General features: G+C 69.8%; 18 protein-coding genes. 5 read left to right on the forward strand and 13 right to left on the reverse strand.

Annotation, left to right across the window (positions count from 1 at the left end; genetic code table 11):
• Window positions 1-85: 85 nt before the first annotated feature.
• Window positions 86-748 (forward strand): bifunctional DNA primase/polymerase, encoded by a 663-nt coding sequence (locus SAVERM_RS13810; protein WP_010984087.1) that lies wholly within the window; start codon window positions 86-88, stop codon window positions 746-748.
• Between the two features lie 89 nt (window positions 749-837).
• On the opposite strand, the gene ftsY is transcribed toward SAVERM_RS13810, so the two are convergent.
• A complete protein-coding gene (gene ftsY, locus SAVERM_RS13815; RefSeq protein WP_037649727.1) occupies window positions 838-2046 on the reverse strand; it encodes a signal recognition particle-docking protein FtsY in 1209 nt (402 codons plus the stop codon).
• 109 nt (window positions 2047-2155) lie between these two features.
• On the opposite strand from ftsY, the gene SAVERM_RS13820 reads away from it, so the two are divergent.
• Both SAVERM_RS13820 and SAVERM_RS13825 read left to right on the forward strand, forming a co-directional pair.
• Window positions 2156-3628 carry a cytosine permease gene (locus tag SAVERM_RS13820; protein ID WP_010984089.1) on the forward strand — a complete coding sequence of 491 codons (1473 nt, stop codon included), beginning with the start codon at window positions 2156-2158 and terminating at the stop codon, window positions 3626-3628.
• Between the two features lie 46 nt (window positions 3629-3674).
• The gene (locus SAVERM_RS13825) at window positions 3675-4655 is read left to right on the forward strand and encodes an LLM class flavin-dependent oxidoreductase (RefSeq protein WP_010984090.1); all 981 of its coding nucleotides are present in this window, start codon (window positions 3675-3677) and stop codon (window positions 4653-4655) included.
• An 86-nt stretch (window positions 4656-4741) separates the two neighbouring features.
• Here SAVERM_RS13825 and SAVERM_RS13830 read toward each other — a convergent pair whose 3' ends face one another.
• The 4 genes from SAVERM_RS13830 to SAVERM_RS13845 form a co-directional block, all read right to left on the reverse strand.
• The gene (locus SAVERM_RS13830) at window positions 4742-6154 is read right to left on the reverse strand and encodes a sugar porter family MFS transporter (protein ID WP_010984091.1); all 1413 of its coding nucleotides are present in this window, start codon (window positions 6152-6154) and stop codon (window positions 4742-4744) included.
• 262 nt (window positions 6155-6416) lie between these two features.
• Window positions 6417-10025, reverse strand: coding sequence for a chromosome segregation protein SMC (gene smc / locus SAVERM_RS13835; protein WP_010984092.1), 3609 nt, complete (start codon window positions 10023-10025; stop codon window positions 6417-6419).
• A gap of 208 nt (window positions 10026-10233) precedes the next feature.
• Window positions 10234-10437, reverse strand: coding sequence for a hypothetical protein (locus tag SAVERM_RS13840; RefSeq protein ID WP_037649730.1), 204 nt, complete (start codon window positions 10435-10437; stop codon window positions 10234-10236).
• A gap of 380 nt (window positions 10438-10817) precedes the next feature.
• Complete coding sequence (locus SAVERM_RS13845) at window positions 10818-11099, reverse strand: acylphosphatase (RefSeq protein WP_010984093.1); 282 nt, start codon at window positions 11097-11099, stop codon at window positions 10818-10820.
• 150 nt (window positions 11100-11249) lie between these two features.
• Here SAVERM_RS13845 and SAVERM_RS13850 point away from each other — a divergent pair, with 150 nt between their 5' ends.
• Entirely contained in the window at window positions 11250-12185 is a 936-nt protein-coding gene (locus SAVERM_RS13850; protein ID WP_010984094.1) for a CAP domain-containing protein, read from the forward strand.
• Window positions 12186-12363: 178 nt separating this feature from the next.
• Here SAVERM_RS13850 and SAVERM_RS13855 read toward each other — a convergent pair whose 3' ends face one another.
• Entirely contained in the window at window positions 12364-12948 is a 585-nt protein-coding gene (locus SAVERM_RS13855; RefSeq protein WP_037649732.1) for a flavodoxin family protein, read from the reverse strand.
• A 134-nt stretch (window positions 12949-13082) separates the two neighbouring features.
• Here SAVERM_RS13855 and SAVERM_RS13860 point away from each other — a divergent pair, with 134 nt between their 5' ends.
• The gene (locus SAVERM_RS13860) at window positions 13083-13496 is read left to right on the forward strand and encodes a winged helix-turn-helix transcriptional regulator (RefSeq protein WP_010984096.1); all 414 of its coding nucleotides are present in this window, start codon (window positions 13083-13085) and stop codon (window positions 13494-13496) included.
• A gap of 21 nt (window positions 13497-13517) precedes the next feature.
• Here the strand turns inward: SAVERM_RS13860 and SAVERM_RS13865 are convergent, their stop codons facing one another.
• The 7 genes from SAVERM_RS13865 to coaD all read right to left on the reverse strand — a co-directional run bounded on the left by SAVERM_RS13865 (window position 13518) and on the right by coaD (window position 19394).
• Window positions 13518-14795, reverse strand: coding sequence for a serine hydrolase domain-containing protein (locus tag SAVERM_RS13865; RefSeq protein WP_037649733.1), 1278 nt, complete (start codon window positions 14793-14795; stop codon window positions 13518-13520).
• 137 nt (window positions 14796-14932) lie between these two features.
• Window positions 14933-15793 carry a bifunctional DNA-formamidopyrimidine glycosylase/DNA-(apurinic or apyrimidinic site) lyase gene (gene mutM / locus SAVERM_RS13870; RefSeq protein ID WP_010984098.1) on the reverse strand — a complete coding sequence of 287 codons (861 nt, stop codon included), beginning with the start codon at window positions 15791-15793 and terminating at the stop codon, window positions 14933-14935.
• A gap of 60 nt (window positions 15794-15853) precedes the next feature.
• Window positions 15854-16684: a ribonuclease III gene (gene rnc, locus SAVERM_RS13875; RefSeq protein ID WP_010984099.1), complete on the reverse strand. Its 831-nt coding sequence runs from the start codon at window positions 16682-16684 to the stop codon at window positions 15854-15856.
• 19 nt (window positions 16685-16703) lie between these two features.
• Entirely contained in the window at window positions 16704-16877 is a 174-nt protein-coding gene (gene rpmF, locus SAVERM_RS13880) for a 50S ribosomal protein L32 (protein ID WP_007493396.1), read from the reverse strand.
• A gap of 2 nt (window positions 16878-16879) precedes the next feature.
• Window positions 16880-17533: a YceD family protein gene (locus tag SAVERM_RS13885; RefSeq protein WP_010984100.1), complete on the reverse strand. Its 654-nt coding sequence runs from the start codon at window positions 17531-17533 to the stop codon at window positions 16880-16882.
• A 140-nt stretch (window positions 17534-17673) separates the two neighbouring features.
• On the reverse strand, window positions 17674-18765 hold the full coding sequence (locus SAVERM_RS13890) for an ATP synthase F0 subunit B (protein ID WP_010984101.1): 1092 nt from the start codon (window positions 18763-18765) through the stop codon (window positions 17674-17676).
• Between the two features lie 149 nt (window positions 18766-18914).
• Entirely contained in the window at window positions 18915-19394 is a 480-nt protein-coding gene (gene coaD / locus SAVERM_RS13895; protein ID WP_010984102.1) for a pantetheine-phosphate adenylyltransferase, read from the reverse strand.
• Between the last annotated feature and the right edge of the window lie 15 nt (window positions 19395-19409).

The raw sequence follows: 19409 nt of genomic DNA on the forward strand, positions 1-19409 counted from the left end.
GCGGCGACCGAGGAGGTCGGTAACGCCGCGTCACGATCCGCTTCCGTCTCGTAACCACCGGCGCGCTGGACCCGTTGGAGGGGGTATGGGCTTCACGATCGGCGGTACGCGCGGAATCCGCGAAATTCGACCCGGCGCCCGGCGCCGTGGCCGCTCGTCGGAGTGCACCGCCGTGGCCGAGTACACCGGACTGTGGGGCTGGGACGTCGTCGCCGGCGCCCGGGCCGCGGCGGGCGCGTGCTCCTGCGGCAGGGCGGAGTGCGTCCGGCCCGGCGCACATCCGCTGGACTTCGCCACTCCCCTGCCCGCCGGCGCGACGCTCGACGAGGTGACCGAGGCCTGGGCCGAGGTCCCCGGCGCCGCCGTGCTGCTGCCGGTCGGCCGCGCGTTCGACGTGATCGAGGTCGCCGAGGCCGCCGGACGGCACGCCCTGGTCCGGCTGGAGCGCATGGGGCTCCCGCTCGGCCCGGTGACCGCGACTCCGGACGGCCGCGCCCACTTCTTCGTCGCCCCGGGCGCGGCGGCCGAACTCCCCGAGTTGCTCTACCGGATGGCCTGGGACGACACCTCCCTCGACCTGCGCGCCCTGGGCCCCGGTACGTACATCACGGCCCCGCCCTCCGACCTCGGCGGTCTCGGGCCGGTGCGCTGGCTGCGCTCCCCCGCGCTCGACTCGGCGACGAACCCGCCCGCCGCGCGGCTGCTCCTGGGGACGCTGGCCTACGTGGCGCATCGATCGCGCGCGTAGCGCCACGCGCGCGCAGACGAAGCGCCCGTCCCCAACCGCAACTCGGGGGCGGGCGCTTCTTCGACCACTTACCAGGTTTCGTAAGTGGGTCACTCTCCGACAAGAGCGTCAACAAACGCCTCCGGCTCGAACGGCGCCAGGTCGTCCGCGCCCTCGCCGAGCCCGATCAGTTTGACCGGCACCCCCAGCTCGCGCTGCACGGCGATGACGATGCCGCCCTTGGCGGTGCCGTCCAGCTTGGTGAGCACGATGCCGGTGATATTGACGACCTCGGCGAAGACACGTGCCTGGACCAGGCCGTTCTGCCCGGTGGTGGCGTCGAGGACGAGCAGTACCTCGTCGAGCGGGGCGTGCTTCTCGACGACGCGCTTGACCTTGCCCAGCTCGTCCATGAGCCCGGTCTTGGTGTGCAGCCGCCCCGCGGTGTCGATGAGGACGACGTCGGCGCCCTCCTCGATGCCCTCCTTGACGGCGTCGAAGGCGATCGACGCCGGGTCGCCGCCCTCGGGTCCGCGCACGGTGCGGGCGCCGACGCGCTCACCCCAGGTCTGCAGCTGGTCGGCGGCGGCGGCACGGAAGGTGTCGGCGGCGCCGAGCACCACATGCTTGCCGTCGGCGACGAGCACCCGGGCGAGCTTGCCGGTGGTGGTGGTCTTGCCGGTGCCGTTGACACCGACGACCATCACGATCCCGGGGGTGTCGAGGTTGGAGTCGGTCCTGACCTCGCGGTCGAACTCGGGGACGAGGAGCTGGAGCAGCTCTTCGCGCAGCAGGCCGCGCAGCTCCTGGGGCGTACGGGTGCCGAGCACCTTCACCCGCTCGCGCAGCCGCTCGACCAGCTCCTGGGTGGGCTGCACGCCGACGTCGGCGGTGAGCAGCGTGTCCTCGATCTCCTCCCAGGTGTCCTCGTCGAGGTGCTCGCGCGACAGGAGCGTGAGCAGCCCCTTGCCGAGCGCGTTCTGCGAGCGGGAGAGCCGGGTGCGCAGCCGCACCAGGCGTCCCGCGGTCGGCTCCGGGACCTCGATCGCCGGGACTTCGACGACGGGTGCCTCTTCGACGGCGACCGGCGCCGCCGCCGACTTGTCCGGGAGATCAACCTCCTCGATCGTTCTGCGCGGTTCGTCGCGCGGCTGCTCGGCCTCGTCGCCGACATGCGGCTCGGCCGGAGGGGCGGTGATGTCGGGCGTCGTGGGGGGCGCCGGGGGCAGCGGCTTCTTGCGGCGACTGCCGATGACGAGCCCACCGAGCGCGCCGAGCACGACCACGGCGATGACTACAGCAAGGATGACGGTTTCCATAACGCGTCCAGTATCGGCCATGGGCCTCGAACCGGCCGAGCTTGCGCGTTCCGCCGAGGGACATAGGCCGTTTTAGTGATGTACTCGGATTAACGTACGATGTCGCCCCATGAGCACCACCGCATCGAACGATGGCGCCCTCGAAACGCACGGCGAGTCCCACGGCCTCGAAACCCGAGGCCTAGACCCCGTCCCCCACTCCGAGCGCACCGCCCGCACCCGGGAACTCCTCCCCACCTGGGTCGCCGCCAATATCAGCGTTCTGCTCCTCAGCATGGGGGCGGGGCTGGCCGTCTCGTACGGACTGAACTTCTGGCAGGCCCTCGTGGTCGGCGTCGCGGCGCCGGTCGTGTCGTACGGGCTGGTCGGCCTCATGGGTATCGCCGGCAAGCGCGGTGGCGCGCCCGGCATGGCCCTGTCCCGCGCGGTCTTCGGCCAGCGCGGCAACCTGCTCCCCGGCGCGCTGATCTGGATCGCCCGCTGGGGCTGGGAGACGATCAACGCGGTGACCGGCGCCTATGCGCTGCTCACCGTCCTGAACATCCTCTTCGGCATCAGGAGCAACACGTTCCTGATCATCGTGACACTGCTGCTCTTCGTCGTCACCACCTTCGTGATCTCCGGCCTCGGGATCAACGCGGTGCGCAGGTGCAACCGGTGGGCGTCCTACCTCTTCGCCGGCTTCTCCGTGCTCGTACTCGGCCATCTGGTCGTCGACACCGACTGGGGCAAGGTCTTCGGGCAGGCGGCGGGCCCCACGCCCCTGATGATCACCGGTGTCGGCGTGATCGCCGCGGGCGGCATCAGCTGGGCTCCCTCCTCCCCCGACTTCACGCGCTATCTGCCGCGTACGGCGTCGTCTGTGGCGATCGTGCGCAACACGGTCGGCGGCGCCGGCGTCGTCGTCCTGCCCATGGTCCTGATGGGTGCGGTCATGGCGGTCTCCACGCCCGATCTGGCCTCGGCGGCCGACCCGGTGTCCTTCCTCGGCGAGATCCTGCCGTTGTGGATCGCGGTGCCGTACCTGCTCATCGCCCTGGTCGGCATGCTGCTGATCAACGCCATGTCGATGTACTCGGCGGGCTTCACCGCGCAGACCCTCGGCTTCCGGGTGCCGCGGCACTGGGCGGTCTCCGTCAACGCGGTGATCTCGCTGGTCTTCGGCGGTGTCCTGATGCTGGTGGCGACCTCCTTCATGGGGTCCTTCATCGCCTTCCTGTCGCTGCTCGCGGTCGCGTTCTCGGCCTGGGTCGGCGTGTTCGGCGCGGACATGCTGCGGCGCCGTGAGTACGACGCCGGGGCCCTGCTCGACACCACGCGCACCAGCGCCTACTGGTACCGGGGCGGCTTCAGCCCGGCCGCGGTCGCCGCGTGGGCGGTCGGCCTGGGCACCGGGCTGCTGTTCACGACGTCCGACTGGTTCACCGGCCCGCTGGCGAGCGGCAACCCGGTCGGCGAGTACGGGCTCGGCTGGGTGGCCACGGTCGTGGTGTCCTTCCTGCTGTACGTCGCCCTGCCCAAGCCCGCGCTCCCGCGGACGCCGGCTCCCGCCACGGAAGAGCCCGCACCCCTGGCTGTCTGACGCACCGTCAGCTACCGTCCCCCTCCACACACGAAGGGGGGCTCCCATGCCCGTGACGGTCGTACGTTTCAACCTCGTCGAGCCCGGCGCGACGCCCGCCTCGCTCAGCGCCCGCTACCGGGCGGCGCTCGAGATGGCCGCGTACGCCGACGACCGCGGGATCACCACCGTGCAGACCGAGGAGCACCACGGCGTCGCCAACAACTGGCTGCCCTCGCCGTTCGCCTTCGCGGGCGCGGTCTTCGGTGCGACCCGGCACATCGCGGTCACCGTCTCGGCGGTCATCGGCCCCCTGCACGACCCGCTGCGACTGGCCGAGGACATCTCCGTGCTCGACCTGCTCAGCGGCGGCCGGCTCATCACGGTGGCGGGGATCGGCTACCGGCCCGAGGAGTACGCCCTCTTCGACGTCGACTGGAAGAGGCGCGGCAGGCTCCAGGACGAGCTTCTGGAGACCGTGCTGAAGGCGTGGACCGGTGAGGAGTTCGAGTACCGGGGCCGTACGGTACGGGTCACCCCGCGCCCGTTCTCGGATCCGCACCCGCTCCTGCTGGTCGGCGGCTCCTCGAAGGCCGCGGCCCGCCGTGCCGCCCGCCTCGGCCTCCCCTTCTTCCCCAGCGCGCATCTGCCGGAGCTGGAGGCGTACTACAAGGACCGGCTCATCGAGTACGGCACCGAGGGCTGGACCATGATGCCGTCGGCCGTGACCCCGCTGCTGCACATCGCCGAGGACCCGGACCGGACGTGGGCCGAGTACGGCGAGTACTTCCTGCACGAGGCACGGACGTACGCCTCCTGGCAGTCCGCGGAGATTCGCTCGGCGGTGAAGTCGGCCGCCACCACGGTCGACGAGCTGCGCGCCGAGGGTGTCTACCGGATCCTCACGCCCGACGAGTGCGTGGCCCAGGGCCTGGACAACCATGTCCTGCATCCGCTGTCCGGCGGGATGCCCGTCGACGAGGGCTGGCGCAGCCTGCACCTGTTCTGCGAAAACGTACTGCCCCGGCTCAAGGACCTCGAGGGCTGAGCCGGGGCGGTACGTCTCTTACGAGTACGAGGAGAGGGGCAGCGGGGACTTGGCCCTTCTCCCCGAGCTTCGGGGAGGGAGGGGGGTCAGCCCATCTCCTCCAGCGCCTTGCCCTTGGTCTCCTTCACGAACTTGAGCACGAAGGGGATGGAGAGCGCGGCGAACACCGTGTAGATGATGTACGTGCCGGAGAGGCTCCAGTCGGCCAGGGACGGGAAGCTCGCGGTGATCGCCCAGTTGGCGATCCACTGGGCCGACGCGGCCACACCGAGCGCGGCGGCACGGATCCTGTTCGGGAACATCTCGCCGAGGAAGACCCAGACCACGACGCCCCAGGAGAGGGCGAAGAAGAGGACGAACACGTGGGCGGCGATCAGGGCCACCCAGCCCTGGGTGGCCGGCAGCTTGCCGTCGACGAGGTCGTACGAGAAGGCCCAGGCCTCCAGCGCGAGACCGATGACCATACCCACGGAGCCGATGATCGCGAGCGGCTTGCGGCCGACCCTGTCGACGAAGATCATGGCGATCACGGTGCCGATGATGTTGATGATCGACGTGGTGAACGAGTAGAGGAACGAGTCCGTCGGGTCGACGCCGACCGACTGCCACAGCGTCGCCGAGTAGTAGAACGCCACGTTGATGCCGACGAACTGCTGGAAGACCGAGAGTCCGATACCGACCCAGACGATCGGCTTGAAGAAGAAGGTGCCGCCGAGCAGGTCCTTGAAGCTCGGCTTCTCCTCGCGGTACATGGCGAGCCTGATCTCCTCCACGCGGGCGTCGAGGTCGATCTCCTTGCCCTCGACCTCTTCGAGCACCTCACGGGCGCGCGCGTCCTTGCCCGCTTCGATCAGATAGCGCGGCGACTCGGGGATCGCGAAGGAGAGCAGACCGTAGAGGACGGCCGGGACGACCATGACGCCGAGCATGACCTGCCAGGCTTCGAGGCCCAGCAGCTTGCCGCGCTGGTCGCCGCCGGCGGCGTTCAGGATGGCCCAGTTGACCAGCTGCGAGATGGCGATGCCGATGACGATCGCGGCCTGCTGGAAGGAGCCGAGACGGCCGCGGTACGCGGCCGGGGCGACCTCGGCGATGTAGGCGGGGCCGATCACGGAGGCCATACCGATGGCGAAGCCGCCGATGACGCGCCAGAACGCGAGGTCCCACAGCGCGAAGGGCAGCGCCGAGCCGATGGCGCTGGCGGTGAACAGCACGGCGGCGATCTGCATGCACCGGATGCGGCCGATGCGGTCGGCTATGCGGCCCGCGGTCGCGGCGCCGACGGCGCAGCCGATCAGCGCGATGGCGATGACCTGGGCCAGGGTCGCGGAACCGATGTCGTACTTGCTCCGGATGGCCTCGACGGCGCCGTTGATCACGGCACTGTCGTAACCGAAGAGGAAGCCGCCCATCGCGGCCGCCGCCGCGATGAAGATGACATGGCCGAGATGCTCGGGATGAGCTTCCCGGGCTCCGGGCGCCTGCGCTGTGCTGGTCACGTAAAACTCCTCGGGCCACCGGCCTCGCTGCCGGGGGTGGGGGCGAGCCCTTCAGTCATGGTTCCAGTGGCGCACAACTTCACGCCGCCCACCACCTGAAGGTAAAAGCAACGTTGCAGAGACTATGCCTTCAAGTAACGAAGTCAATAGGGGGTCCGCTGTGAGTTTTAACGACTCAGAGTTGCACTTACCTTCAAGACTTGAACTCAACCCATGGACAGGATCCGCCTACCCCGAGGACCGGAAGACAAGCCGCGGCGTGTCAGCGCAGCCGCTGGCTGATGACCTTCGACACCCCGTCACCCTGCATGGAGACGCCGTAGAGCGCGTCGGCGACCTCCATCGTGCGCTTCTGGTGCGTGATCACGATCAGCTGCGAGGCCTCCTGGAGCTCCTGCATGATCCGGATCAGCCGCTGCAGGTTGGTGTCGTCGAGCGCCGCCTCGACCTCGTCCATCACATAGAACGGGCTGGGCCGCGCCTTGAAGATCGACACAAGGAGGGCGACGGCGGTGAGAGACCTCTCCCCGCCGGAGAGCAGACTCAGCCGCTTGACCTTCTTGCCCGGGGGCCGCGCCTCGACGTCCACGCCCGTGGTGAGCATGTTGTCGGGATCGGTCAGGATCAGCCGCCCCTCACCGCCCGGGAACAACCGGCCGAAGACTCCTTCGAACTCCCGTGCGGTGTCCCGGTACGCCTCGGTGAAGACCTGTTCGACGCGCTCGTCGACCTCTTTCACCACCTGAAGCAGGTCGGCACGGGTCTTCTTGAGGTCCTCCAGCTGCTCGCTGAGGAACTGGTGGCGCTCCTCCAGCGCGGCGAACTCCTCCAGCGCGAGCGGGTTGACCTTTCCCAGCTGCTGGTACGCCCGTTCGGCTGACTTGAGCCGCTTCTCCTGCTCCGCCCGCGCGAACGGCCGGGGCCGGTTGCGCGGGTGCTCCGGGTCGTCGGGGAGTTCCTCGCCCTCGGCCGCGGGCGAGGGCGGCACGAGCTGATCGGGGCCGTAGTCCGCCACGAGCCCCGCCGGTTCCACACCGAGTTCCTCCAGCGCCTTCGACTCCAGCTGCTCGATGCGCAGCCGCTTCTCGGCGCCGAGAACCTCGCCACGGTGAACGGAATCCGTGAGCTTGTCCAGCTCCGCCTTCAGGTCGCGGCCGGTGCCGCGGGCGGCGGCGAGTTCCTGCTCCCGGCGCGCCTTGGCGGCCTCGGCGGCGGTGCGCTCCTTGTCGGCCCGGCCGAGGGAGACCTCGACGTGCGTGAGCAGCTGGCGCGCACCGGAGGCGACGGCCTCGGCGACGGCCGCCTCGTGTCTGAGCCGCGCCCGCCGCTGCTCGGCACGCGCGCGTGCCTCGCGTTCGGCGCGGGCGGCCCGGTCGAGCGAGTCGGCCCGCCCGGCGAGCCCCTTGACCCGTTCCTCGTGCGTACGCACCTGGAGGCGGGCCTCCATCTCGGTCTGCCGCGCGTTGGCCCCGTCGGCGGCGAGCCGGTCGCGTACGGAGGTGTCCGGCTCCTCCTCGACGGGCATCTCCTCGGCCACGGCGAGCCGTTCGGCCAGTTCCTCGGCCTCCTGTACGGCGCGGTCGAGCGCCTCCTGCGCCCGCGCGACGGCGGCGGCGGTGCGTTCGGCCTCGCCTGCCGCGCCCCGCGCCTGCCCGGCCAGCCGCCCGAGCTGCTGGGCGACGGCGGACTTCTCCCGCTCGGCGGAGCGCCGCCGCTCCCCCAACTCCTCTACCAGCGCCGCCCGTTCCGTGCGCCGCTCGGCGGCCAGGCGCTGCGCCCCGGTCAGCTCCTCGCACCGCACGGCGAGCTCTTCCAGCTCGGCCGCGGCCTCGTCGACGGACGCCTGCACCTCGAGCAGACTCGGCGCCCCGGCGGACCCGCCGTGCGCGAAGTGCGCACCGAGCAGGTCGCCTTCGGCGGTGACGGCGGTCAGCCCGGGCCGCGCGTACACGAGGTCCTCGGCGTCCTCGAGGGTGCCGACGACGACGATGCCGCGCAACAGACGCCGTACGGCGGGCATCAGTTCGGCGGGGCCACGGACGAGATCGGCCGCGTACGGCGGACCGCCGCGGTGCTCCGCAGGGGGTACGTCGGTGTGCGCGGCACCCGGCCGCCGGGCGTGTTCCGGTTCCGGCGCGGGTACGTCGTCGGGGGCGCCGCCCAGCAGCAGCGCCGCCCGGCCCGCGTCCTGTTTGCGCAACAGGCGGATCGCCTCGGCCGCCGAAGCCGGTGTCGACACCGCGATGGCGTCCGCGGCGACGCCGAACGCCGCGGCGAGCGGAACCTCGTAGCCCGGAGTCACCGACAGCAGTTCGGCGGCCGGTCCCAGCAGGCCGCCGAGGCGATCCTTCGCCCCCAACAGCGCGCCCGTACCGTCCTTGCGGCGCAGGCCGAGCGCCAGCGCCTCGCGCCGGGCCGCCGTCGCCGCGCGCCTGCGTTCCGCCGCCGTGACCGCTTCACGGGCCGCCGTCAGGGCGGACTCCGCTTCGGACAGGGCGAGCTTCGCCGCCTCGTGCCGCTCCGCCAGGTCCGCGTCGCCCGCGTCCAGCCCGTCGACCTCGTCCTTGAGCTGCTCGTACTCCTCCTGCGCCGCGACCGCGCGCTCCTGCGCCTCGTCCCGCGCGGACGCGAGCCGGTCGATCTCGGCCTGGGCGGAGGCCGCCCGGGAACGGGCCGCGTTGACCTGCCCGTTGAGGCGGGCCAGCCCCTCGCGCCGGTCGGCGATGGCACGCGCCACGTCCTTCAGGCGCCGCTCCTCGACCGCCAGTTCCCGCTCCAGCTCGGCCCGGTGCTCGACCGTGTCCTCAAGGGCCCGCTCGGCCGCCTCCAGGGCCGCTTCGAGCTCCGCCTCCTGTTCCCGGACCCGTGCGGCCTCGCGCTCCATGTCCTCGGGGTCGCGGCCACGGCGCTCCTCCGCGGGCACGGAGGTGGCGCTCTTCACGCGCGCGTCCGCCAGGGAGACGGTGCCGCGCACTCGCTCGGCGAGCTGCGACAGCTCGTACCAGGTCTGCTGGGCCCGCTGGAGACGCGGCGTCAGCTGCCGCACCTCGTCCTCCAGGAGGGCCTCGCGCTGCAAGGCCCTCTTCAGCTCGGCCTCGGCGGCCTCCTTGCGCTCCTTCAGCGCGGCCTCGTCGGCGACCTCCGTCTGGAGCGCCACCCGCAGGCGTACGAGGTCGTCGGCGAGCAGTCGCAGCCGGGCGTCGCGCAGGTCGGCCTGGATGACGGCGGCCCTGCGGGCGACGGCGGCCTGCCGCCCGAGCGGCTTGAGCTGGCGGCGCAGCTCGTCCGTCAGGTCCTGCACCCGCGCGAGATTGGCCCGCATCGCGTCCAGCTTCCGCAGCGCCTTCTCCTTGCGCTTGCGGTGCTTGAGAACGCCCGCGGCCTCCTCGATGAAGGCGCGGCGGCCCATGGGGTCGGCGTGGAGTACGGAGTCGAGCTGGCCCTGGCCGACGATGACATGCATCTCGCGGCCGATGCCGGAGTCGGACAACAGCTCCTGGATGTCGAGGAGACGGCAGGTGTCGCCGTTGATCTGGTACTCGCTGCCGCCGTTGCGGAACATGATCCGCGTGATGGTGACCTCGGCGTACTCGATGGGCAGCGCGCCGTCCGAGTTGTCGATCGTGAGGGACACCTCGGCGCGGCCCAGCGGCGGACGCCCGGTGGTGCCGGCGAAGATGACGTCCTCCATCTTGCCGCCGCGCAGCGACTTCGCCCCCTGCTCGCCCATGACCCAGCTCAGGGCGTCCACGACATTGGACTTGCCCGAGCCGTTGGGGCCCACGACACAGGTGATGCCCGGCTCGAACCGCAGCGTGGTCGCCGAGGCGAACGATTTGAACCCGCGCAGGGTCAGAGCCTTGAGGTGCACGCCGCCGGACTCTACCTTTCGCTCCGGTCTCACTCCATGAACGCGCGGTTTCGCCCCTGAACGTGCAGGGCACACCATCCGTTAAAGGAAGTGGGGGTGCGCGGGGGAAAGAAAGAAGGGACGCCGAGGAGGCGTCCCTTGCAGATCTGACAACTTAGCGGTTGATACGGGCCGCCCAACCACTGCTGTCATGGTGCCGATGCAGTGATCAGGTGAGCGCAGGCTCCGCCTGGTGTGCGTCGATGCTCTCCAGAAGCGAGTCGTGAGAAGCGGCAGCCGCGAGCGCGTCGTTCTCGGCCTGAATCCGTACGAGCTCGGATTCGAGGTCCTGTACGCGCTGCTGGAGCCGTCGCATCTCGGCGATGAGTCGCGGGTCGGAGCCGCCGACGTAACCGAGAAGCGCCTTTGCCATGATGGATGGTCCTCCACAATGAGTGACCGACCGAAGCGGGGTGGTCGTGAGGGATTCGCACCCGCGATGCTTGGCACTCTTGAGTTCTTGCTGTCGTTCAACCATGCCAAACAGCTAAGGTGCGCGGGGCTTTCAGCGTCTCACCAAAAAGTTTGACGGTCAACACGATCACACCCTGTATTGACGGGCTACCCGCTGCTGCGCGGCCTGCACGGGGCGGCGTCTGCGACTTCTGCGGGCCCTGAGGGCGTGGAGATGATCCTTACCTGGGGAGCCTGCCACGACAAGCGGTTCTTGGCAACCACCAGGCCATTTCTGCTTCAGGCATATGCCGGTGGCATGACATACCGCTTTCGCCTGGGCTCTTGCCGGCAGGACCGTCAGCGGATCAAGAAGCCGTCGTAGCTGCCGCGGGGTGTGTCCCACATCTCTGTGACACCGTCCACCCGCCCGGGCGTGTCGTCCCCCTGGAGCCAGTCGAGCAGCCCCTGGCAACCCTCGCGCGCACCCTCCGCGACGACCTGCACCCGTCCGTCGTCCAAATTGAGAGCAAAACCACTCAGCCCGCCGATCTCCAAGGCCTTGGCCCGCGTGAACCAGCGGAAACCCACACCTTGCACACGTCCGCGCACCCACGCGACGAGCCTCACGTCCTCGTTCATGGGTGCACGCTAACCGGCCAATGTCCCAAGGGGCACATCCTCCCCTGGCGCCATGCTGTACCGTCCCGACCCAATGAATCTCATATGAAACTCACCCGATGGTGTGAGTTCTGTGAGGACGTTGACCGCAAGGACGAGGAAGGCCAGAACATGGGACGCCACCGACGCTCCGCCGCCGGCCGCGCCGCCACCGGCCGCACCAGCGAGGTCACCAAGCCTCGCGGCGACAGCACCGAGAGCTACGGCCCGGAGAACCTGTACGGCTTCGCCGCGGTTCTCGAGGCCGAGCGCGAACAGCGTTCCCACCGTAAGAAGAAGGTCGCGACGCCCGTGCGCACCGGGCTGCTCGGCGTCTCCGCGGCCGTCGCCCTGGGCACGGTGGCGGTGGCCGCCGGAGTACTGCCGGGCGGCGGCAAATACACGGTCGGCGACTCCGACTCGGTGCAGGCCGGCGGTTCCCCCTCGGGCTTCGAGACCCAGCAGGGCGGCACGAACGGCACCGCGGACGACCGCGAGTCCACGTCCACGAGCCGCGGCTCCGACCGCTCGGCCTCGCCGTCCGCCGCCCCTTCGACTCCGTCGAAGAAGCCGTCGACGACGACTCCCTCGAAGAAGCCCGCCCCGACGGCGACCCAGTCCAGGACGGCCACTCCGCCGAGCAAGGCACCGAAGGCTCCGGAGGCCAGCGCCTCGGTGACGGTGTCCACCGAGACCGCGGTCGCGGCCGAGGTGCTCAAGCTAGTCAACGAGGAGCGGGCCACCGCGGGCTGCAGCCCGGTGGCGGCGAACAGCGCACTGTCGCAGCTGGCGACGGCCTTCAGCGAGGACATGGCCGCGCGTGACTTCTTCGACCACACCGACCCCGGCGGCAACGACCCCTGGGACCGCGCGGCGACGGCAGGTGTCACCGGCCTCGGCGGCGAGAACATAGCCCGCGGCCAGGCCACCGCCGAGGCCGTGATGGAGTCGTGGATGAACAGCCCCGGCCACCGCGCGAACATACTGAACTGCGACTTCAAGACGCTGGGCGTGGGAGTGCACTTCGGCGCGGGCGGCCCTTGGTGGACGCAGGACTTCGGGTACTGAGTCAGCTGACGAACGTTCGTAAGCGCGGCGGGCCGACGTGCCGGTCCCGGCCGGCGGTTGGTGGCCGGCCCAGGTTGCGGCGGCCAACGAACGTTCGTACGCCAAACACCGCCGCTCCAGTTAGCTGACGAACGTTCGTCAGCTAACTGGAGCGGCTTACCTGACGAACGTTCGTCAGCTACGCCGCCGCACGCCCCAGCGCGAACACCCGCGCCGCCTCCGCCACCCGGCGGCCGAGGTGCTCGGCGGTGGCGATGTCGGCCTTGTGGACGGCCTCGGGGCCCTCGTCGATGTTCGTCTGGGCGGCGGCGCCGGCGAACACACCGAGACGGTTCAGGTCGGTCTCGGCGGCCGTGCTGCTGTTCCAGCCCGGGTGCAGGCCGAGGTTGATCCAGTTCATGCCGTGCTGCGCCGCCAGGATCTGGAAGAACTGGAGCGTGTGCAGCTTGTCGCCGCTCTTGGAGCCGGAGTTGGTGAAGCCGGCGGCCAGCTTGTCCTTCCAGTCCTGCCCGAACCACCGCTTCGAGGACGCCTCGGCGAAGACGTGGAAGGCGCCGGACGCGGTGCCCATGTAGGTGGGCGAGCCGAAGACGATCGCGTCCGAGGCGTCGAGGACCGCCCACTGCTCCTCGGTGATCTCGTCGACGTTGATCAGGTGCGCCTGGGCGCCGGCCTCGACGGCACCGCTGCGTACGGCCTCGGCGAGGACGGCGGTGTGGCCGTGGCCGGAGTGGAAGGCGATGGAAACGACGGGCGTGGTCACGATGGGGACTCCTTGACAGCGGATCGAGCAGCACTTCACGGGAACCGCTGCTCGCTAGCGATAACCAAAGGAAAGCACTAACTTGCAGTTAGTGCAACCTCCTGGTTAGCGCTGTCTCGGAGTATGCTCATGTCATGGAACCCATCGCGCAGCCCGCCCAGGGCATCGAGAACGGCGACTGTCCGGGTCTCGCGTACGACGTGTTCGCCCGCAGCTGCCCGTCCCGGGGCACGCTGGAGCACGTCACCGGCCGCTGGGGCGCGCTCACGCTGGGCGCGCTGCACGACGGCTCGTTCCGCTTCAACGAGTTGCGCCGCCGTGTCGACGGCGTCAGCGAGAAGATGCTGTCCCAGACGCTGCACGCGCTGGAGCGCGACGGTCTGGTGCACCGCGACGCCCAGGCCACGAACCCGCCACGCGTCGACTACTCGCTCACCCCGCTCGGTCGCGACGTCGCCGAGCGCCTGCTGACGCTCATCCGGTTCGTGGAGGGCCGCATGGACGAGGTACTGGTGGCACGGGAGCGCTACGACGGGGCCCGCGCGTAGCTGGAATCCCGGGCCGGCTTCTCACCTGGCTGCGGGCTGTGCGGGCAGGTTGAAGACGTGCCCCGGGGTGACGATCTTCGTGATCGCCTCGCCGAAGAGTGTGCTGGGCTCGGTGCCGGCGTGGTTGATGTCGGTGTTCAGCAGCACGACGAGGGTTGCCTGCGCCGACGGGAGATAGATGGTCAGGGACTCGTAGCCCGGCAGTGAGCCGTTGTGCCCGATCCAGCCCTGGACGTTGAAGATGCCGAGGCCGTATCCGGCCCCCGGGATCGTGGTGGGGGGCGTGTTGAGCCGTTGCTTCTGCGTGACGGGACTGATCAGGCTGTCACCGTCGGGCAGGATGCCCGTGGCCACCGTGCGCGCCCATGTGCGCAGATCGTCCAGGTCGGAGATCATCGCGCCGGCCGCCCAACCCCAGGAGGGGTTCCAGTCGGTCGCGTTCTCGACCTCGCCGGTCGCGGTCTGGTCCGTGTATCCCTGCGCGTGCGGGTTCGGGAAAGCCGCGTCGGCCGGGAGGGACGTGTGGTTCATGCCGGCCGGCTCCAGGACGTTCTGCCGTATGAAGTCTCCGAGCGGCCGGCCGCCTGCCTTCTCGACGACCAGGCCGAGCAGGATGAGGTTGGTGTTGCAGTAGGAGAACTTCTCGCCCGGCGGGAACAGCACAGGGTGCTTGAAGGCGTAGTCGAGCAGCTGCTGCGGCGTGAACGGGCGCCGCGGGTCGGACGTCAGCGCCTTGAAGAAGCCGTCGTCCTCGGTGTAGTTGAAGAGCCCGCTGCGCATCCCGGCCAGCTCGCGCAGGGTGATCTTGTCGCCGTTGGGCACACCGTCGACGTACTTGCCGATCGGATCGTCCAGGCCCACCTTGTGCTCGTCCACCAGCTCCAGCAGCGCCGTCACGGTGAACGTCTTGGTCTCGCTGCCGATCCGCATGTACAGGTCCGGCGACATCCGCTCGCCGCCGCTCTTGTCCGCGACCCCGAACGACCGTACGTGCTGCCCCTGGTCGGACGTCCACAGGCCCACGGTCACCCCGGGCACGTTCGCCTCGCGCATGACCCGCCGCACGGCCTCGTCGACCTGCTTCGTCACGGCAGGAGTGAGGGTGCGGAAATCACCCGTGGAAGCCGACGCGGAATCGGACGGCGTGGGCGGCTCGACGGCGGTGGCGGAGGCTGTGGCGGCGGCGGTGGCGGAGGCCGGCGCACCTGAGGCGGCCCCGCCCGCGAACGGCACCATGAGCGTCCCTACCGCTATGGCGGTCACGGCGCCCCTGCGCAGTCGTACGGTCGAGTGCGTCATGGGCTGACTCCAGCCAAATAAGGACAAAACCCACAACTATCGTAGGGCGCATTCCCTACCCGGGCCATTCGCCGTGCCACCCGAAGCATGTCCCGCCGGAAGCGCGGCCCCACCCGGCCCCCTGCCCCGTCAACCGCCTACACGGTGACGCGCGGCGCCCGCTGGCACTTGGGGCAGAAGTAGCTGGACCTGTTCATCCACGGCCGTCGCCGCATCGGGGTGGCACAGCGCCGGCAGGGCAACCCCTCACGTCCATAGGCGTCGAGTGAGCGGTCGAAGTAGCCGGACTCGCCATTGACGTTGACGTACAGGCTGTCGAAGCTGGTGCCGCCGACGGCGAGGGCCGCGTTCATCACATCCCGTACGTGGCCCAGGAGTTCGGCCGTACGCGGGCGCGTGAAGCCGGCCGTGGGGCGCTCGTAGTGGATGCGCGCCCGCCACAGCGCCTCGTCCGCATAGATGTTGCCGACGCCGCTGATCAACGACTGGTCGAGCAGGGCCCGCTTGACGGTCGTACGCTTCCGGCGCAGCGCCTCGTGGAAGGCGGCGTCGTCGAAGAGCGGGTCGAGCGGGTCACGGGCGATGTGCGCGATGACGTCGGGCAGACCGTCGGGCGTGGTGTCGTGCAACGAGAGCCCGCCGAAGGTGCGTTGGTCGACGAAGCGGAGTTCGGTGCCGAGGGCGTCGGCGAAGCGCACCCGGATGCGCAGATGCCTCTCGTCGGCACAGTCGTGCGGCTGCACCAGCAGCTGACCGCTCATTCCGAGATGCGCCAGGACGGCCGTGTCGGTCGTCTCCAACGGGAGCCAGAGGTACTTTCCGCGGCGGCTCGGCACCCCGACCCGCCGGCCCTTCAGGCGGTGCGCGAAGTCCTCGCCGCCCGCGGTGTGGCGTCGTACGGCACGTGGGTGCAGCACCTCGACATCGGCGACGGTGCGGTGGGCGACCCACCGCTCCAGGCCTCGCCGTACAACCTCGACCTCGGGCAATTCGGGCATGACGACTCCCCCACGCACCATAGCGCCCGCCCCGGTCGGGGCGGGCGCTCGGTTGACTGATCAGGCGGACGCCGAGGACGCGTCGGCGTTTCCCTGGGCGCGCTCGGCGGCCTCGGCCGCCGTCTGAGCGGCCTGGGCGGCTGCCTTCGCGCGTTCGTCCGCCGCGGAGCGGATCGCACGCCACGCGGACTCCGCGGCCTGCTGTTCCGCTTCCTTCTTGCTGCGGCCGGTGCCGGTGCCGTACGAGACGCCTCCGACGCGGGCGGCAGCAGTAAAGGTCTTCTCGTGGTCCGGGCCGGTCTCCGTGACCAGGTACTCGGGCACGCCGAGCCCCTCGGTCGCGGTGAGCTCCTGGAGGCTGGTTTTCCAGTCCAGGCCCGCGCCCAGATTCGAGGACTTCTCGATCAGCGGATCGAAGAGCCGGTGAACGAGTTCGCCCGCCGCTTCGAGACCCTGGTCGAGATAGACCGCGCCGATCACCGCTTCAAGGGTGTCGGCGAGGATGGATGCCTTGTCCCGGCCGCCCGTGCCCTCTTCGCCCCGGCCAAGCCGGATGAAGGAGCCCAGTTCGAGTCCGCGACCGACCTCCGCCAGCGCACGTGAGTTGACCACCGCGGCCCGCAGCTTGGCCAACTGGCCTTCTGGGAGGTCGGGGTGGGTGCGGTACAGCGTGTCCGTGACCACGAGGCCGAGTACGGAGTCCCCGAGGAACTCCAGACGCTCGTTGGTGGGCAGGCCGCCGTTCTCGTACGCGTACGAACGGTGGGTCAGCGCACGCACCAGAAGGGCGGACTCGAGCTTGTAGCCGAGCCGCCCTTCCAGAAGCGTGTGGGACGAGGCTGTGTTGTCCGCCTTTTTCTTGGCGGTTGAGTCCGCCTTGGCGTCAGACATCAGACCTCTCACCAGCCGCTCAGACCTCGAGGACCTGGCGCTTGTTGTAAGTGCCGCAAGACGGGCACGCAATGTGCTGCAGCTTGGGCTCGTGGCAGCGCTCGCACGCAACCAGGGTGGGGACCGCAGCCTTCCACTGCGACCGGCGGTGGCGCGTGTTGCTGCGCGACATCTTCCGCTTCGGAACAGCCACGGCTACTTCTCCTGCTTCTCGTCGACGTGCGCTGATGGAAGCGCGCCGCCGCTCATCTCGTCCTTCTCGCCGTCTTCGAGTGAACCGGCGAGTCCCTGCAGTGCCGCCCAACGGATGTCGACGGCGTCATGGTGGTGGTCCGGGTCGTCCGCGAGCCGGGCTCCGCATTCGGAGCACAGGCCCGGGCAGTCGTCCTGGCACACCGGCTGCATCGGCAGTGCAAGCACCACCGCGTCACGCAGCACGGTTTCGAGGTCGAACAGGCCGTCCTCGAGAAAGAGCCTGTCCTCGTCTTCCTCGGCGTCGTCGACCGGCTCCGCCTTTTCGCGGCCCCGGTCGTCGGCGTCAGGGTACGAGAACATCTCCTGGAAGTCCGCTTCGAGCTGCTGCTCAAGCGGCTCCAGACACCTTACGCACTCCCCCTCGGCCTGTGCACGGGCGGTGCCTGTGACAAGCACCCCTTCCATGACCGACTCGATGCGGAGCCTGAGCTCCACCGGCGCGCCTTCCGGCACTCCGATGACTCCCTGGATCCCGAGATCCCGGGGAGCGTCGATCGTGCGGGTCAGGCGCTGCAGCGCGCCAGGACGCCGCCCCAGCTCGTGTGTGTCGAACACGAGAGGGTTGCGGTGGTCGAGGCGGGCGTTCAGGGCCATTCCTGCTTTCGATCTTCGAAACTCATGATGTCGCCGCCCTGTGAGTTCCCGGGCAGCTGAGATCGCGGACGTACGCGCGACCGAACAGCCAGGATACTGGACCTTTCGCTCTCGGCCCAATCCGGTGGCGCTCCCGACGCTCAGTGACCGCCGCGCCCCTGTTCGTAGGCCCGCAGCTGCTCCGCACTGATCATGCTGGTGTCGAAGAGGCTGGCCTCGTCCAGGTCGTGTGCCTGCGGCTGGGAGTCGTGCGTCTGCGGCTGGGAGTAGCCCTGCTGCTGGTTCTGGTCGTACGCCGTCTGCTGGTCGTAGCCCTGCTGCGGGTACGCGGCGTACGGGTCGGCCGTCGGCTGGTAGCCGTACGCGTCCTGCTGGCCGTACTGCTGCTGGTAGCCGTAGGGATCGGGGGTCTGCTGCTGGTACGCGTAGGCGTCCTGCCCGCCGTACTGCGGCTGAGCCGGGATCTCAGGGGCCTGGGGGGTCTGGGGCGGTGCCGAGGGCTGGTCGGGGGTGTTGCCGAGGTCCGCCAGACCGGCCAGGTAGTCGGCGTCGCTGGTGTGCTGGACGGGCGTTCCGTCGTCCGTGAGGGCGCCCAGGTCGTCGCTGGCGATGCGGCCGTGCAGCTTCTGCCTGCCGCGGCCGACGGCCTCCAGGGTCTTGGCGAGGACGGCCTCGAAGGCGCCGAGCTTGACGTCGACGTAGGCGTCGGCGTTGTGGCGCAGGGTCTCGGGGTCGTGGCTGCGCTCGGGGGCGTCCTCGTCCTCGAATCCCTGTTCGTCGACGCCGGGCCCGGTGCCGAGGAGCTTCTCGCGGCCGCGGCCGACGGAGCCGAGGGTCTTGGTGAGGACGACCTCGAAGTTGGCGAGCTTGGAGTCGACGTAGTCGTCGGCCTCGGTGCGGATCTCCTCGGCCTCCTGGCGGGCCTCGGAGAGGATGCGGTCCGCCTCGTTCCGGGAGCGGCGGGCGACCTCGGTGTCGGAGATCAGGGAGCCGCGCTCGGCGTGTGCGGTCTCGATGATCCGCTCGGCCTCCTGGCGGGCCCGCTCGACCATCTGTTCGCGGTCGCCGATCAGCTCCTGGGCATGGGCGAGGGAGCCGGGCAGCGCCTCACGCACCTCTTCGAGCATCGAGAGCAGCTCGGCGCGGTTGACCACGCAGGAGGCCGACATGGGCATGGACCGGGCGCCGGAGACCGCCGCGACGATCTCATCAAGCTTCTTCTGCACGTCCACCGTGTGCTCGCCACTCTCTACAGCTTGATGGAGACGGACGGGTCGACTGTACGACCAGTCGGCGGCCACCCGACACCGGGTGACGGGCTGTCAGGTTCCGGGGGCTTCCCGGGAGACCCCTGAGGGCCCCCGGGCCTCCCGCGAGCTTCTCAGTCCTGCTTGAGGCGCCCGTTGAGGGCTTCCAGGACCGCCGGCGGCACCAGATGCGAGACGTCGCCGCCCCAGGCCGCCACCTCCTTGACGAGCGAGGAGGACAGGAAGCTGTAGGTGGGGTTGGTGGGGACGAAGAGGGTCTCCACGCCCGAGAGGCCGATGTTCATCTGGGCCATCTGCAGCTCGTAGTCGAAGTCGCTGACGGCGCGCAGGCCCTTGACGATCGCGGGGATGTCGCGCTGCTTGCAGAAGTCGACGAGGAGGCCGTGGAAGGACTCCACCTCGACGTTCCCGAATTCCGCGGTGACCTGGCGGATCAGCTCGATCCGCTCGTCGACCTCGAACAGGCCCTTCTTGGACTGGTTGATCATCACCGCGACGTGCACCACGTCGTACAGCTTGGAGGCGCGGGCGATGATGTCGAGATGTCCGTTGGTGATCGGGTCGAATGACCCGGGACAGACGGCGCGGCGCAACTGAGGTCCCTCGCT

It is taken from the genome of Streptomyces avermitilis MA-4680 = NBRC 14893, from assembly GCF_000009765.2.
Classification (GTDB): Bacteria; Actinomycetota; Actinomycetes; order Streptomycetales; family Streptomycetaceae; genus Streptomyces; species Streptomyces avermitilis.